Raw genomic sequence first — 16857 nt, 5'->3', positions numbered from 1 at the left:
AAATGGGTTCCTGCACGCCAGCTCCGGCTGGCGGATAACTTCTTTACCGTTAACCGCCCGCAACCGGACTTAACTTTACCTGCCACTCGTCGCTATTGGTCTACATTTATAGTGCCGCCAGTATTAACTTGCCTGAAAAATAAGCTAAAAATATGCCGCCGTGGTGTGCTTAAAGGGCAGGCATTTCCTTCATTTGTTGATTTTTTCTGTCGGGCTGGCAACCAATGCTGCTTTAGTCCGGCACGAAGGAGTGGATAGTTGTGTTAACTCTGCTTAATTTACTTTCCGCCGTCGCGTTACTGGTATGGGGCACGCATATTGTCCGTACCGGTATTATGCGCGTTTACGGTGCGGATCTGCGGCGCGTGCTAAGCCGCAGCGTAGAAAAAAAACCGATGGCTTTTATCGCCGGTATTGGCGTGACGGCGCTGGTGCAGAGCAGCAATGCTACCACGCTGTTAGTCACTTCATTCGTGGCACAAAACCTGGTAGGGCTAACGCCCGCTTTGGTTATTATCCTCGGCGCTGATGTCGGGACGGCGATCATGGCGCGCGTGCTGACCTTTGATCTCTCCTGGCTATCGCCGCTATTTATCTTCTTTGGCGTGGTATTTTTCCTTGGGCGTAAACAGTCGCGTGCCGGTCAGCTGGGGCGGGCCAGTATCGGCTTAGGCTTGATTCTGCTGGCGCTACAGCTGGTGGTCGAGGCGGCACGCCCGATTACTCAGGCATCGGGCGTGCAGGTTCTTTTCTCGTCGCTAACCGGCGATATCATGCTGGATGCGCTGATCGGCGCGGTATTTGCCATTATCAGCTATTCCAGCCTGGCGGCGGTGCTGCTGACGGCCACCTTAACGGCAACCGGCGTCATTTCCTTTCAGGTAGCACTGTGCCTGGTTATCGGCGCTAACCTTGGTAGCGGCCTGCTGGCGATGCTCAATAACAGTGGCTCTAACGCCGCCGGGAAGCGCGTGGCGCTTGGCAGCCTGTTGTTTAAAGCTATCGGCTGCGTGCTGGTACTGCCTTTTATACATGTGCTGGCACCCTGGCTTGACAGGTTGCCGGTTCATGATGAAGAGCTGGTAATTTTCTTTCATGTCTTCTACAACCTGATCCGCTGCGTAATTATGGTGCCCTTCACCGATCCAATGGCGCGCTTGTGTAAACGGCTGATCCGGGACGATCAGGAGAATGACGCACGTCTGAAGCCGAAACATCTCGATCGCAGCGCGCTCGATACCCCCGCGCTGGCGCTGGCAAATGCGGCGCGTGAAACGCTGCGCATGGGCGATGTATTGGAGTTGATGATGTTTAACTTCAGTAAGGTTATTCACGGTGAACCGCGTCAGGATCGTGAAATACGGCGGCTGGATGATGATGTGGATGTGCTCTATACCGCCATCAAACTTTACCTGGCGCGGATGCCAAAAGAGGATCTGCCGGAAGAGGACTCGCGCCGCTGGGCTGAAATCATTGAAACTGCGCTGAATCTGGAGCAGGCGGGCGATATTATTGAACGCATGAGCGGCGACGTAGCCGATAAGTCACTGGCTGCGCGTCGCGCTTTTTCACCGGAAGGGCTAAAAGAGCTGGAGCAGCTGCATGAGCAGCTAATGAATAACCTGCGGCTGGCGCTGTCGGTATTTCTGTCGCGCGATATCGCCAGCGCAAAACGGCTGCGCCGCGCCAAACATCGCCTGCGTATGATGATTCGCCGCTTTTCCCACGCGCATGTCGATCGACTGCATCAGAAGAATGTGCAGAGTATTGAAACCAGTTCGCTGCATTTGGGGCTGTTGGGCGATATGAAGCGCCTGAATTCGCTGTTCTGTGCGGTGGCCTATAGTGTACTGGAGCAGCCGGATGATGAGCGGGATGAAGGGTGACGGGATATTTTGAAACGTAAAATCCCGCGCAAAGCCGCGCGGGACAAACAGGCCTGTTTTACATCTTCTTCTCTGCAACCGGCTTACCTGACCAGTAACCTGCCAGTAGCGAGCCGGAGAGATTATGCCAGACGGAAAACAGCGCGCCGGGCAGTGCCGCCAGCGGCGAGAAATAAAGTTTACCCAGCGTTGCTGCGAGCCCGGAGTTCTGCATGCCGACTTCCAGCGCCAGCGTGCGGCAGGTAGACTCATCGAAACCAAAGAGCTTGCCACCCCAGTAGCCGCCAAGCAGCCCGGTGGCGTTATGCAGCATGACCGCGACGATCGTTACCAGCCCCACTGAACCGATAAAACCCTGGCTGCCTGCTACCACGGCGCTGATAATCAGCAGAATAGCGATCATGGAGAAAGCAGGCAGCCACGGCTCAATACGTTTAACCAGGCTATTCATGCTGTGATGGATAATCAGGCCGAGACCAATCGGAATTACCACAATTTTGATGATGCTGAGCAGCATGCCCATCACATCCACTTCGATATGGGTATCGACATACAGACGCGTCAGCAGCGGCGTAGCGAAAACGCCGACCAGCGCCGACACTGAAGAGATAGTGACCGACAGCGCCACATCGCCTTTCGCCAGATAGATCATTACGTTGGAGGCAGTACCGCTGGCAACGCTGCCAACCAGAATCATACCTGCTGCCAGATCGGGCGGCATCTGGAACAGTTTTGCCAGCAGCCAGGCCGCCAGCGGCATCACCAGATAGTGCAGAAAGGTGCCGGCAATAACCGGTGCCGGACGCACCAGCACGCGTTTGAAGTCATTAATATGCAGAGTTACGCCCATTGCGAACATAATGATCATCAACAGATAAGATACCCAGGGGCCAATGCCAAGAAAGGTGCCGGGAGAATAACAGGCGGCCGCGGAGAGCAAAACAGCCCACACGGGGAACAGCCGGGTGATTTTGGCGAGCATAAGCCAGACTTCCTTATAAGAATGTGATGTTGATTTGCCAGTAGACAGTTGTCGCCTTTATCCGGAACGTGGGTAAAAAGCGAACAAAAATCATAGCATTAAGGAAGAATGGGTAAAGGGGCGACAGGACGCCGCCCCTGAAAAGCGAGTTTATGCCTTGTTTTGCAGCAGAAAACGGTAAACCAGACCGCCAACGACGCCGCCAGCCAGCGGAATCAACCAGAACATCCACAGCTGATCGATAGCCCAGCCGCCCTGATAGAGCGCAACGCCGGTACTGCGCGCCGGGTTGACGGAGGTATTGGTTACCGGAATACTGACCAGATGGATCAGGGTCAGCGCCAGACCGATAGCCACAGGTGCGAAGCCCGCAGGCGCATTTTTATCGGTTGCACCCATAATCACCACCAGGAAGATCGCGGTCAGTACCGCTTCCACTAACATACAGGCGAACAGCGAATAGCCGCCAGGTGAGTAGTCGCCGTAGCCGTTAGCGGCGAAGCCGTGGATATCTACGTCAAATCCAGCCTTACCGCTGGCGATTAACCACAGCACGCCACCGGCAGCGATAGCGCCGAGCACCTGAAAAACAATGTAGGGCAGGATCTGCGCAGCATTGAAACGCCCGCCAGCCCACAGTCCCAGCGTTACGGCTGGGTTAAAGTGCCCGCCGGAAATATGTCCAACGGCGTAAGCCATCGTCAATACCGTCAGACCAAACGCCAGCGAAACGCCGGTAAAACCGATTCCCAGCTCAGGCCAGCCGGCAGCTAATACCGCACTGCCACAACCGCCCAGAACCAAAACAAATGTCCCTAAAAATTCAGCCAATAGTTTTTGCATCATGATCCCTCATTTTATTTATATCCAGCGCAGCGCATTATCTTTGTCTGTTCAAAGACTGCAATCTTTATACGTGTTTTGCCGCCGGTTGGCGGCCTGTAGCGTCAATTTCGAGACGAGTCTTGCTTTTTTAACCGGGTAAAAGCGCAGGAAAAGGAAAAAATAAAGGGCGATGTTATGAACAGGGTAAAAAAGAAAGGATGCCGGAAATTGACCGGCATCCATGCCCGTTTCAACATTTAAATAAATTATGGTGCAAAGTGCGTACAACCTGTTCGGCATCGTTTCCCGGTACCAGGAAACAGAGATTGTAGCTACTGGCACCATAGCAGATCATCCGCAGATTAAACGGCTCCAGCACGCCAAACACCTCTTTACCTACGCCACATGCCTGCGACAGCTTGTTACCGATTAACGCAACCAGCGCCAGATTCTCTTCAACCTCAACCCGACACAGCGAAGAAAGCTCGGTCAGCAGCGCCTGCGTCAGCAGGCTGCCGTCGGTGGAGGTGGATCCGGTGGTATCCAGCGTCAGCGCAACGCTGACTTCTGAAGTGGTAATCAGATCGACAGAAATATGATGGCGCGCCAGGATAGCAAAAACCTCGGCAAGAAAGCCGCGTGCGTGCAGCATATTCAGGCTATGCAGGGTCAGCAGCGTTTGCTTGCGGCGCAGCGCCAGCGCCCGGAACAGCGGAGGATTTTCCGTTTCGTTACAGACCAGCGTGCCGCCAGCAGCGGGATCTTTGCTGGAACCAACAAATACCGGGATGTCACTGCGTACCGCTGGCAGCAACGTCGCCGGATGCAGCACCTTCGCGCCAAAGGTCGCCATTTCCGCCGCTTCTTCAAACGTAATTTTATCGATGCGCTGGGCGGCAGGCACAATACGCGGATCGGTAGAATAGATCCCCGGTACATCGGTCCAGATATCAATACGTTGTGCCTGTAACGCTTCACCCAGCAGCGCAGCGGTGTAATCACTGCCGCCGCGCCCAAGCGTGGTAGTGCGGCCTTTTGCCTCGCTGCCGATAAAGCCCTGGGTTATTACCAGCGCTTTTTCCAGGCGTGGACGCAGTTGCAGGCGGCTTAGCTCGGCCAAAGCATTAACATCCGGCTCGGCGCGCCCAAAACGATCGCTGGTGCGCATAATTTTGCGTACGTCAAACCATTCTGCGGCAACGTTACGCTCGCGCAGAATCTCTACAAACAGCAATGATGACATCAGTTCGCCGTGGCTGACCAGTTCGTCGGTTAGCGCGGCGGAAGCGGTCTGTGCGGCGGTTTCCGCCAGCATGGCAATATTTTCCAGCATCCGATCGATCTCTTCGCGGATTACCGCTGGCTGCTGTAGCCGATCGATAATGGCATACTGAATCTGGCGAATATCCTCCAGCAGATTATCGCGCTGTGGCTGTGGTTGGCCTTCTGCCAGAGCAACCAGCAGGTTAGTGATACCGGCGGAGGCGGAGAGCACCACCAGACGTACGCTGGCATCAGCCAGCACCACATCGGCGCTGCGGTTCATAGCGGTAAAATCGGCAACGCTGGTACCGCCAAATTTTGCAACGATCAAATCAGTGTGAGACATAGTGACCCCGTGTCAGGTTTATTCTGGCAGCCTTGGCACAAGGGAAGCAGAGACGGGAGCAGACGTAGAGAGGAACAGCTACGAGCACCCAGAAGCGCTCCACCTTGCGGCGCGTCCGACTGTCGCACGCGCCTGGTGACAACCCAGGGGATTCAGCCCCTGCAGCCGACAGATTTTCCGCCGTGGATTTTCTGCCTCGGCGTCGCTCCCCCTGATGTGTTTTCACCGGATACGGCTCCTCCAACACACTGCCTGGGCGACGCGCCTCTTCTGGCCTGCGCATTGCTGCGCAAGTAACCATTTACAAATATCGGGTTATCGTTCTGCTGTCAATCAATGGTTTTTGAATATTTTTCAACTTATTGACACTCATTAGGTAAACAAGTTGATAACATCGAATGAATACAGGCAGTTTCATCCTTACCAGGCTATTTTCATCGGCTATTTAGCGTTAACTTGAGCTGTTGAAATGATTCAGCATGCTGATGCAGCACAATGAAAGGGCGTTGCAATAGCGTAAAAATAGACGCTGCAACGCACGTAGTGCTGCTGGCTTTTTGTATCTTATTAAACCGCTTAGGCTATCGTCCGGCGCGCATTTTCAGCGAGCGTGAACGCATTGGGGAACAAAATGTGCGTTATCGAACCGGGTACGATTCCGAAAACCAGCAGCAATAGCGTAGCTGAAAGCCGCAGTTGCCAGGCTATCCGTCCGGGCAGGCGATGCCCTGAAGCTGATATCTGGCCGCAGCGCTAAGGCAAAAAGCGGCATAAAAAATTTTCCTTCGCGGTAAGAATCGTCATACTGAAATACCTGACGGCTATCATCGCCGCAGCCTGAATTACAATGAGTCCCGGGCTCCGGGTGAGGAAAACCAGCGCGCCCTATGAGAGTCGTAACCTGTTGCAGAAAACGGAAAGTGAGTCACCATCAGCAGGTAAGATGACGTCCGGTCAGAATTACGGTTGTTAAACATAAGAGTGTTGCCATGAAAAATATCAATCCGACGCAAACTGCTGCCTGGCAAGCCCTGCAGCAGCATTACGAACAGATGAAAGATGTACGCATTGCCGAGCTGTTTGCCCAGGACAGCGATCGTTTTGCGAAATTCTCCGCCACCTTTGACGACCAGATGCTGGTGGATTTCTCAAAAAACCGCATCACTTCTGAAACCCTGGATAAATTGCAGGCGCTGGCGAAAGAAACCGATCTGGCAGGCGCGATCAAATCCATGTTTTCCGGTGAGAAAATCAACCGTACCGAAGATCGTGCAGTGTTGCACGTTGCCCTACGCAACCGCAGCAACACGCCGATTATGGTTGATGGCAAAGATGTGATGCCGGAAGTGAATGCCGTACTGGATAAAATGAAGACGTTTTCTGAACGTATCATTGGCGGCGAATGGAAAGGTTATACCGGCAAGCCGATCACGGACGTAGTAAATATCGGTATCGGCGGTTCCGATCTGGGTCCTTACATGGTGACCGAGGCGCTGCGTCCCTATAAAAACCACTTGAATATGCACTTTGTTTCCAACGTTGACGGCACCCATATCGCTGAAACGTTGAAAAAAGTCAGCCCGGAAACCACGCTGTTCCTCGTGGCTTCCAAAACCTTTACCACGCAGGAAACCATGACCAACGCCCACAGCGCGCGTGACTGGTTCCTGAAGGCGGCAGGTGATGAGCAGCACGTAGCAAAACACTTTGCGGCGCTCTCTACCAATGCGCAAGAAGTTGCAAAATTCGGTATCGATACCGCCAATATGTTTGAGTTCTGGGATTGGGTTGGCGGTCGTTATTCTCTGTGGTCTGCGATTGGTCTCTCTATCATCCTGTCCGTTGGCTTTGATAATTTCGTGCAGCTGCTGAGCGGCGCGCATGCCATGGACAAGCACTTTGCAGAAACCCCAGCAGAACAGAACCTGCCGGTACTGCTGGCGCTAATCGGCATCTGGTACAACAATTTCTTCGGCGCGGAAACTGAAGCGATTCTGCCTTATGACCAGTATATGCACCGTTTTGCGGCTTACTTCCAGCAGGGCAACATGGAATCTAACGGTAAATATGTTGACCGCGAAGGCAACCCGGTTACCTGGCAGACTGGCCCCATCATTTGGGGTGAGCCTGGCACGAATGGTCAGCATGCGTTTTATCAGCTGATCCACCAGGGTACTAAGCTGGTTCCCTGCGATTTTATCGCTCCAGCTATCACGCATAATCAGTTAGGCGATCATCACGACAAGCTCCTCTCTAACTTCTTCGCGCAGACCGAGGCGCTGGCTTTCGGTAAATCACGTGAGGTAGTAGAGAAAGAGTTTGCTGATGCGGGTAAAGATGCTAAATCCGTTGAGCATATCGTACCGTTTAAAGTGTTTGAGGGTAACCGCCCAACAAACTCTATTCTGTTGCGTGAGATCACCCCGTACAGCCTGGGCGCGTTAATTGCGCTGTATGAGCATAAGATCTTTACTCAGGGCGCGATACTTAACATCTTTACGTTCGATCAGTGGGGCGTTGAGCTGGGTAAACAGCTGGCAAACCGCATCCTGCCTGAATTGAAAGATGCCGGTAATGTCAGCAGCCATGACAGTTCCACTAACGGCTTGATTAACCGTTATAAATCCTGGCGCTAAGATTTCTCATTATTTCTCAAGGCGTCTTAATGACGCCTTTTTTACGGATATAGTCTGGCAAAGTCTCATTGTTCGCACCTTCCTTTCAAACTTTACCTGCCTGAACATACTGCGCGCGGCTGAATAAAACATGCTGTTTTGTTCTTCTTCTGACTTGATGATAAACCGTAAAACGGGGGTAAAGCACTGTCTCTCCGCCATGCAGTTAATCCAGCTTAAAAATAACGAGAAATTAAGTTAACTTATTGAAAGATAAATTATTTGGTAAAACTTGCTTATGTAATTACCCTTGGTAATTTTCTTTTAATCTAAAAAGAAATTAATTTAGATAATCTTAATAATTAAATTAGTTTTAGGATAAAGGCTTGCATTTACCCTCAATACCTTCTCTGTTTTACTAAGGGTTAATCATAATCCGGAATAATATATCCTTACCAATTCTTATCGACTTTTCTTGTTATCTCACAATTTCTGATAATTTATTTTCTGTACTGGAGCGCGCCGAAAGTAACCGGTCCTTTTCTGATTCAGTTAATAAAGGAATGCTCATCATAAAACCTATAAGAAATTCAATATGAAAATTCTACGTTACGTTATGGCTGCTGCGTTGATTTTAGCCTCTTTGTCGGCTGTAGCCGCTGAAAAAAATGAGGTGGGTGCAGCAGTAGGGGATATTGCCGGTATCGCCGCTGGTGAAGAAGCTGGCGCTATTTCTACAGGCAGCACAAGTTATGCTGGCGTTAGTGTGGCCAGTTCGTTGTTAGGGACCGGGGTAGCTGCTATCGGCGGCGGTGATAGTGCTAATACCGGCACTACAACCACAGGAACAAGACGTTAGTGGCCTGATGATAGTCACAACCATGTAGTTCTTTCGTTTTGCACAACCTACGCAAGGATGCCAGGGTGCGCCATATTCTATTGCTGTTTTTATGCCTGTTCTTACAGGCTTGTACACAAGTGCAACAGGGGCTGGTTGATAGCGTTAAACAGGCGTTTATAGGTCTGGATGATGTTACCGTACCGGTAGAACGTATTCGGTCCCTGCCTTACGCCAGTATTTACCTTCGTGTTAATCACGGTCAGCGCATTTTCCTGGTACTCGGCTATGCCGAAAATGGTCAGCATAAATGGGTCACACAAGACCGTGCGATGCTGGTTACGCAAAACGGGCGTCTGGTGAAAACCCTGGGGCTGACCAATAACCTGCTGGAAACCACTAACCTTTCTCAGGATCCGCTTGCTCAGCCACTGTTGATACAGGAAGGCGATAGCTGGTCGTACGTGCTGATCTGGACTGATAAGGGACGTCTGCAATCGGCACTGGTCACTTCACGTTTTCAACGTGCGCAGGATGAAATACTGCATATTGCCGGGAAAGCCATCGCCTGTCGCGTTTGGCGTGAAAAGGCCAGCGTCGCTGCTACCGGTGTCCGCTGGCAGAATACATTCTGGATTGACAATGCCAGCGGTGAAGTGCGTCAGAGTACACAACATTCTGGCGCAGAGGCGTTATCGGTTGATATCACCCTGTTAAAACCGGTGAAATCATGAAAATTTTACTGCTTCCGATCGCGATGGCATCTGGCCTTTCGTTAAATGCGCTGGCGGCAAGCCAGGTTATCGTTCATTCCCCCCATACGTCCGAAACCGCCGTAGTGAAAGATGCCGAAAGGCTGTTACAGTTGGCAACCAGTCCGATGCTGGCACAACGCACCTGGTGGCCTGGTACGATTATCGCTGAACCTCTGGCAAGTGCAGCAATGCATCAACGCTATCAGCAAACGCTCTCGCGACTGCGTGACTGGGCTGCAAACGAGCGGGGCGATCGCGCCGCAGCCATTCATTCCGTTATTCAACAGTTGAGCACGGTTCAGGTAACCGGGCGGCAATTTACCGCACTCGATCCTGACTGGATACGGCTGCATCCGGAGGCGAATCGTTGTCTGGAAGGGGAATATCATCTCTATACCTTACAGCGTCCCGATACCGTTACGTTGATGGGGGCGATTAGCAACGGCGGTAAGGTGCTTTGGCAGCCGGGACGCGATACACGGGACTATCTGCGTGGCCATGCATGGCTAAGCGGTGCGGATCTTAATCAGGCGATCGTGATTGCGCCAGACGGCGCTACACAGGCAGTGCCGATAGCTTACTGGAATCATCGTCACGTTGAGGTAATACCGGGCAGCACTATTTTTGTCGGCTTTTCACCCTCGGTGCTGCCGGATGAGCTGCACGATCTGAATTCGCACATTGTTGCTGTTTTAACGCACCGGATTCCTGACTGATGAAAAAATATCTGCTTCCCACCCTGATGGCTGTTTCTGTCACTGCCGCTCTTCATGCACAGGCAACAATCTGGGATGAGCCGGTGCGCTCCTCCCAGTCAGATTTCGGCGGCGTAGGCCTGCTTCAGGTGCCAACGGCGCGCATGGCGAAAGAGGGTGAGTTCAGCTTTAACTATCGCGATAACGATCAGTACCGTTTCTATTCCGCATCAATGGTGGTTTTCCCATGGCTGGAAGCTACCGTACGCTATAGTGATGTGCGCACCAGACAGTACAGCAGCTCTGTTAACTTCAGCGGCAATCAGACCTATAAAGATAAGGCGTTCGATTTTAAGCTACGCCTGTGGCAGGAAGATTACTGGTTGCCGGAAGTGGCGGCAGGAACGCGCGACCTGTCCGGAACCGGCCTGTTTGACAGTGAATATCTGGTTGCCAGCAAAGCCTGGGGGCCACTCGATTTTACGCTGGGCATCGGCTGGGGTTATATCGGTAACGGCGGCAATATTAAGAATCCTTTCTGTAGCTATGACGATAAGTTCTGCCAGCGCCGCAACGGTTCCGGATCGTCAACCTCCGTTAACGGCGACGATCTGTTCAAAGGACCTGCCTCAATCTTTGGTGGCGTCGAATACCAGACGCTGTGGCAACCGTTACGCCTGAAAATAGAATATGAAGGTAATGATTACCGTGGAGACTATGCGGGACAGCTGGAACAACGTAGCAAAGTAAACGTTGGTGCCGTTTATCGCCTCAGCGACTGGGCCGATATTAATACCAGCTATGAGCGTGGCAATACCTTAACTTTTGGCGTCACGCTGCATACGAACTTTAACGATCTGCATACGCAGCATCTCGATCAGGCGAAACCAAAGTGGCGACCGGAACCGCAGATGGAAGTCTTGCAGCATACGGTGGTCGCTAATCAGCTGATGGCGCTGAAGTATAATGCCGGTTTTGATGCACCCAATCTGCAAATTAAAGACCGTACGCTCTATGTCACGGGCGAACAGGTCAAATACCGCGATACTCAGGAAGGTGTCGATCGAGCTAACCTGATTTTAATGAATCATTTACCCGCGAATATCGATAGGCTGCGTATTACCCAGACACGTTATAACCTGCCACAGGTTACTACCGAAACGCGCGTGAGCAGTTTGTATCAGCAGCTTGATGGTTATCCACTGGGACATAAGCCGCCGCTACAACAACGACGCGTCAATCCTGTCGATCCTGGAAAAACGGAACAGGGCTACTATATCGAAAGAGATTCCTTCAGTTATGGTCTTGCGCCGGTATTGAATCAGTCATTTGGCGGCCCGGAAAGCTTCTATATGTATCAGGTTGGTGTCGGGGGGCATGCCGACTACTGGCTAACTCAGCATCTGCTGGTGGGGGGCGGTTTCTTTGCCGACGTAACGAACAATTATGATCGATTCAAATATGATGGGCGACCTGCTGATTCCGCGCTGCCGCGCGTACGTACTCATATCCGTGATTATGTAAAAAATGATTTATACATTAATAATCTACAAATGACTGGCCTCCACTATTTTGGTAACGGCATCTATGCGCAGCTCTATGGCGGTTATCTTGAAACCATGTACGCTGGCGCGGGCGCAGAGATACTTTATCGTCCGCTGGACAGCTGCTGGGCAGTTGGCGTCGATGCAAACTACGTGAAGCAGCGCGACTGGGACAATATGATGCGGTTCACCCGTTATAAAGCTTCAACGGGCCATCTTACCGCCTACTGGCAGCCCGGTTTTGTGGATGATGTACTGGTAAAAACGAGCGTTGGACAGTATCTGGCGGAGGATAGAGGCGGTACGCTTGATATTTCGAAGCGTTTCGCCAGCGGCGTTAGCGTGGGTGCTTATGTCACGCTGACGAATGTCTCCCGCGAAGAGTATGGTGAAGGTGATTTTACCAAAGGCTTTTATATCTCCGTGCCGATGGAGCTGTTTACCGCCACGCATAACCGTGGAAAAGCGCTGATTGGCTGGGAACCGCTGACGCGTGATGGTGGGCAGAGGCTGATCCGTAAGCATCGCCTGTACGATATGACCAGCGATCGCGACATAAACTTTCGTTAGTTATTAAGACTTAGTGAAAGTAGGTTTTTCGTCCGCTTTTTATTTTGTTGTGACTATACTGTGATCTTGCTCACGTTATGTCATGATGCCTGTACGGTCTGGCTGACCAGTTGAGCCACCTTTAACAGGAAGCTTTAATGATAAGTGAAAAATTCATCGCTGCGGCGCTACAATGGGTATTAAATGCCGGTCTGTTGATCCTGGCGATTATTTTAATTGTTTTCTTAGGTAAAGAGACAATTCATCTGGCAAACGTATTGCTGAATACCGGTGAGGCGGCTTCCGCCTATCTGCTGGTGGAAGGGATTGTCATCTGGTTTCTTTATTTTGAATTTATTGCGCTGATAGTGAAATATTTTCAGTCCGGATACCATTTCCCGCTACGTTATTTTGTCTATATCGGTATTACAGCGATTATTCGACTGATCGTTGTCGACCATAAAAATCCATTTGATACGCTCTGCTATTCCACAGCGATACTTATTCTGGTGGTAACGCTGTGGCTGGCGAACAGTAACCGGCTGAAGCGTGAGTAATATTGGCGGCTTCAGGCCGCCTGAACCTGTTTTTACTGGTTGATAAGCCGCAGTGGTTATCCCTTTTTATAAGAGCATCGGTTGTTGTTTATTAACAGAATTCCTTAAAAAAAAGGCGGCCTACAGGCCGCCGGAAAAACACAGGGAACAACTTAGCAGTGGCAATAACAACAAAGGCAACAACACAAAATCATTAATTAACCCTTCACGCCGCCAGCGGTCAGGCCGCTTACCAACCAGCGCTGCGCCAGCAAAAAGACCAGCGTAATCGGCAGCGCTGACAGCACCGCCGCTGCGGCAAAATCACCCCACAGATAGTTCTGCGGATTCAGGTACTGCTGCATTCCTACCGCCAGGGTATAGCTGTTAACGTCGCGCAGCAGCAGCGAAGCAACCGGCACTTCGGTGACGGCAGCGATAAACGACAAAATAAACACCACGGCGAGAATCGGTACGGAAAGCGGCAGCAGAATCAGGCGAAACGCCTGCCAGGGCGTCGCGCCATCAAGCGCCGCAGCTTCTTCCAGCGAACCGTCGATAGTCTCGAAATAACCTTTAATCGTCCAGACATGCAGAGCAATGCCGCCCAGATAAGCAAATACCAGCCCGGCATGAGTATTCAGGCCAATAAAAGGAATGTACTGCCCCAGGCGATCGAACAGTGCATAGAGCGCCACCAGCGACAGTACCGCCGGGAACATCTGAAATATCAACATGCCCTTCAACAGCGTTGATTTACCGCGAAAGCGCATACGGGCAAAAGCATAGGCACAGGTGGTTGAAAGCGCCACGATACCAACGGCAGTAATCGCCGCCACTTTTACCGAGTTCCACAGCCACAGCAGCACCGGAAAGGGCGGCGGTGTGACGCTGCCGTTTTCATGGGTTACCGCAAAACCGAGGGCCAGCTTCCAGTGATCCCAGGAAATATGCTCCGGCAGCAAACTGCCGATGGCATAATTGCCAGGGCGCAGCGAGATAGCAAACACCATCAGCAGCGGATACATAATCAGTACGATAAAGCTAAGCAGCAACAGATGCGTCAACGCCAGCCGTAGCTTTTGCGATTTAGGTTTTACCATCGCCATGATTCGCTCCTTACTCTGTTCTGATACGGGTGAACTTCAGATTAACCAGCGCCAGTGCGCCAACCAGCAGGAAGATCAGCGTAGCGATAGCGGCTGCCAGGCCGAAATCCTGACCGCCGCCGCCTTCAAAGGCGATACGCCAGGTGTAGCTCACCAGCAGATCGGTGTAGCCTGCAGGCGTGGTCGTGCCCAGACGGTCCGGCCCGCCGTTGGTCAGTAGTAATACCAGTACGAAGTTATTAAAGTTAAATGCAAAGCTGGCGATCATCAGCGGTGTCAATGGCTTAATCAGCAGCGGCAGCGTAATACGCAGGAAGTTTTGCCGTGGCGTGGCGCCATCCAGCGCGGAAGCCTCATAGAGATCGTCCGGTATCGCCTTTAACAATCCCATACAGAGAATCATCATGTAGGGATAACCAAGCCAGGTATTAACGATGACCAGCATAGTGCGCGCCATCGCCGGATCGCTGAACCAGGCGGGTTTGATACCGAACAGGCTATCAAGCATCATATTGATCTCGCCGAAGCTCTGATTAAACAGCCCCTTAAAGATCAGAATAGAGATAAAGGCGGGCACCGCGTAGGGCAGAATCAACAGTAGTCGATAAATTGCGCGTCCTTTCAACGCTTCCCACTGCATCAGGCAGGCCAGCACCATGCCAACCGCGACGGTCAGCAGCACCGTCAGCGCCGCGAAAACTACCGTCCAGATAAAAATAGCGACAAACGGCTGCTGGATGCCCTGATCGGTCATTACGCGCAGGAAATTTTTCCAGCCAATTGCGACGGTGTAGCCAGGACTAAGCTTTTCGCTGGTCCACTGCTGATTTGCATCTTTGGTTTGCCAGAAGCCTGTATCATCGTTGGGATACCATATCTGGCCGGTTTGTTTGTCGGTCAGGATATCACCTTCACCGAGGTGATAACGCGGCTGTGTACCGGAGAACTGGCGCAGCGAACTCATCCGTAGCTGTGTGCCATCCGGCAGGTGCGCAGTCAGCCGGGAAAGAGCCTGACGATTCTGCGTAATAACACGCAGCATTGCACGCTCGCCATCGGGCGGCTGTTGTGTCTCAGTAAGAGTAAGCGTTTGCTCACTTGGAGAAGAGAGCGAGAAGGGCGGCGAGATAAACTGTTTGTTTTCCGCGCCGTTCAGTAACAGACGCCATTGGTTATCTGTCGCTGACCAAAGTGAAAAAGCGTAGCCTTCGCCCGCCTGAAACTGGCGGTCCAGCAACACCTGGCGTGCCCGCTCGAAGGTGAGCTGGTTAGTGCTGCTGTAATTAGTGAAGGCGATAGCGATAGTGCAGGCGAGCGGGAACAGGATAAACAGTACCATGCCCGCCAGACCGGGCCAGACATAGCGCCACGCCTGCGCCCGGCGTGCGGAAAACACCACCAGGCCGCTGCTGAGCAGCACCAGCGTGACGATAGCGAACAGGTATTCGCCCTGAGCATACATCAGCACAACCAGATAGCCGGTTACTAACACGCAGAGGGCAAGAACCAGCCACTTCAGGGCGTCACGCTGCCACCACAATGCGGATTTTGCCATTTCAGGATCCTTCTGCAACAGATGAAAAGAGGTACGGGTAACGCTCCACACCGGAAACGCGACAGATAACACTCAGCCTGCGAGCGACACAGGCCGCCCGTAGTCCAATTTAATTCGGTAGTGAGTCCTTACTTGGTTAGACGGCTCTCCGCATCTTTCAGCGCGGCTTCCACGCTCTGACGCCCGTTAATCGCGTTCAGTACCGCGCTGCGTTCCGCATACCAGAAGGCGGACATCTGCGGCACGTTCGGCATGATTTCACCTTTCTGTGAGTTCTCCATGGTGGCGGAGATCTTCTCATCCTTCGCCAGCTTCTCCTGGTAGGATTTCAGCGCCACGGCACCCAGTGGTTTGTCAGCGTTCACTTTCGCCAGACCATCGTCTGTCAGCAGGTAGTTTTCGATAAACTCTTTCGCCAGTTCTTTATTCGGGCTGGCGGCGTTAATTCCGGCGCTCAACACTCCAACGAACGGTTTTGAAGGCTTACCTTTAAAGGTAGGCAGCAGCGTTACGCCATAATTAACTTTCGCGCCGTCGATATTATTCCACGCCCAGGGACCGTTAATAGTCATAGCGGTTTCACCTTTATTAAATGCGGCTTCGGCGATGGCGTAATCGGTATCCGCATTAAGATGTTTGTTCTTAATTAAATCGACCAGGAATTTCAGACCTTCCTGCGAGCCTTGATTATTAACACCGACGTTTTTTACGTTATAGCTGCCGTTTTCTTTCTTAAAGGCGTAGCCGCCGTCCGCAGCAATGAGCGGCCAGGTAAAATAGGGCTCCTGAAGGTTAAACATAATGGCGCTTTTACCTTTGGCGCGCAGCTGTTTATCCAGCGCCGGGATTTCTTCCCAAGTTTTCGGCGGATTAGGCAACAGGTCTTTGTTATAAATCAGCGACAGTGATTCCACCGCGACCGGATAACCGATCAGCTTGCCGTTATAGCGCACGGCATCCCAGGTAAAGGGGTAGATTTTGTCCTGTAGGGTTTTATCTGGTGCGACTTCCGCCAGCAGGCCGGACTGCGCATAGCCGCCGAAGCGATCGTGCGCCCAGAAAATAATATCAGGGCCATCACCGGTTGCGGCCACCTGCGGATATTTTTCTTCCAGCTTATCGGGATGCTCGATAGTGACTTTAATACCGGTATCCTGCTCAAATTTCTTACCCACTTCCGCCAGGCCGTTGTAGCCCTTATCGCCGTTAATCCAGATGACCAGCTTGCCTTCTTCGATTTTCGCCAGCGCCGCGCCGGGCAGCAGCGCGGCGGTCAGAGCGCATAACAGTAGAGTTTTGCCATTCAGTTTGAACTTTGACATTTCCCTTTCCTCTAAACGTGAGTGGTTGTCGTTAGGC

13 protein-coding genes and 1 riboswitch are annotated in these 16857 nt (G+C 52.0%); of the genes, 7 read left to right on the top strand and 6 right to left on the bottom strand.

Going from position 1 to position 16857, the window contains the following annotated elements:
- Positions 1–260: 260 nt before the first annotated feature.
- A complete protein-coding gene (locus tag C7M51_RS15555) occupies positions 261–1886 on the top strand; it encodes a Na/Pi cotransporter family protein (RefSeq protein WP_160622570.1) in 1626 nt (541 codons plus the stop codon).
- A gap of 58 nt (positions 1887–1944) precedes the next feature.
- On the opposite strand, the gene panS is transcribed toward C7M51_RS15555, so the two are convergent.
- The 3 genes from panS to lysC all read right to left on the bottom strand — a co-directional run bounded on the left by panS (position 1945) and on the right by lysC (position 5302).
- Entirely contained in the window at positions 1945–2868 is a 924-nt protein-coding gene (panS, locus tag C7M51_RS15550; RefSeq protein WP_160622569.1) for a ketopantoate/pantoate/pantothenate transporter PanS, read from the bottom strand.
- 150 nt (positions 2869–3018) lie between these two features.
- Positions 3019–3714, bottom strand: coding sequence for an aquaporin Z (gene aqpZ, locus C7M51_RS15545; protein ID WP_160622568.1), 696 nt, complete (start codon positions 3712–3714; stop codon positions 3019–3021).
- Positions 3715–3943: 229 nt separating this feature from the next.
- On the bottom strand, positions 3944–5302 hold the full coding sequence (gene lysC, locus C7M51_RS15540; RefSeq protein WP_160622567.1) for a lysine-sensitive aspartokinase 3: 1359 nt from the start codon (positions 5300–5302) through the stop codon (positions 3944–3946).
- Positions 5303–5386: 84 nt separating this feature from the next.
- A riboswitch (Lysine riboswitch) is annotated at positions 5387–5580 on the bottom strand.
- 711 nt (positions 5581–6291) lie between these two features.
- Here lysC and pgi point away from each other — a divergent pair.
- From pgi to psiE, 6 genes are all read left to right on the top strand, one after another.
- Positions 6292–7938 carry a glucose-6-phosphate isomerase gene (pgi, locus tag C7M51_RS15535; protein ID WP_160622566.1) on the top strand — a complete coding sequence of 549 codons (1647 nt, stop codon included), beginning with the start codon at positions 6292–6294 and terminating at the stop codon, positions 7936–7938.
- 574 nt (positions 7939–8512) lie between these two features.
- Positions 8513–8776 (top strand): exopolysaccharide production protein YjbE, encoded by a 264-nt coding sequence (gene yjbE / locus C7M51_RS15530; protein WP_244323744.1) that lies wholly within the window; start codon positions 8513–8515, stop codon positions 8774–8776.
- Between the two features lie 65 nt (positions 8777–8841).
- On the top strand, positions 8842–9489 hold the full coding sequence (locus C7M51_RS15525; protein ID WP_160622565.1) for a YjbF family lipoprotein: 648 nt from the start codon (positions 8842–8844) through the stop codon (positions 9487–9489).
- Positions 9483–10226, top strand: coding sequence for a capsule biosynthesis GfcC family protein (locus C7M51_RS15520; protein WP_425281020.1), 744 nt, complete (start codon positions 9483–9485; stop codon positions 10224–10226). The genes C7M51_RS15525 and C7M51_RS15520 overlap by 7 nt, the downstream gene beginning before the upstream one ends.
- Positions 10226–12319, top strand: a complete 2094-nt coding sequence (locus C7M51_RS15515; protein ID WP_160622563.1) for a YjbH domain-containing protein — start codon at positions 10226–10228, stop codon at positions 12317–12319. The genes C7M51_RS15520 and C7M51_RS15515 overlap by 1 nt, the downstream gene beginning before the upstream one ends.
- A gap of 137 nt (positions 12320–12456) precedes the next feature.
- Complete coding sequence (psiE, locus tag C7M51_RS15510) at positions 12457–12855, top strand: phosphate-starvation-inducible protein PsiE (RefSeq protein WP_160622562.1); 399 nt, start codon at positions 12457–12459, stop codon at positions 12853–12855.
- A gap of 197 nt (positions 12856–13052) precedes the next feature.
- On the opposite strand, the gene malG is transcribed toward psiE, so the two are convergent.
- The 3 genes from malG to malE all read right to left on the bottom strand — a co-directional run bounded on the left by malG (position 13053) and on the right by malE (position 16820).
- A complete protein-coding gene (gene malG, locus C7M51_RS15505) occupies positions 13053–13943 on the bottom strand; it encodes a maltose ABC transporter permease MalG (protein WP_160622561.1) in 891 nt (296 codons plus the stop codon).
- 10 nt (positions 13944–13953) lie between these two features.
- Positions 13954–15498: a maltose ABC transporter permease MalF gene (gene malF, locus C7M51_RS15500; protein ID WP_160622560.1), complete on the bottom strand. Its 1545-nt coding sequence runs from the start codon at positions 15496–15498 to the stop codon at positions 13954–13956.
- 128 nt (positions 15499–15626) lie between these two features.
- On the bottom strand, positions 15627–16820 hold the full coding sequence (malE, locus tag C7M51_RS15495; RefSeq protein WP_160622559.1) for a maltose/maltodextrin ABC transporter substrate-binding protein MalE: 1194 nt from the start codon (positions 16818–16820) through the stop codon (positions 15627–15629).
- Positions 16821–16857: the final 37 nt, after the last annotated feature.

This window comes from Mixta intestinalis (assembly GCF_009914055.1).
GTDB lineage: Bacteria > Pseudomonadota > Gammaproteobacteria > Enterobacterales > Enterobacteriaceae > Mixta > Mixta intestinalis.
This window is presented reverse-complemented; position numbering and strand designations above follow the sequence as displayed.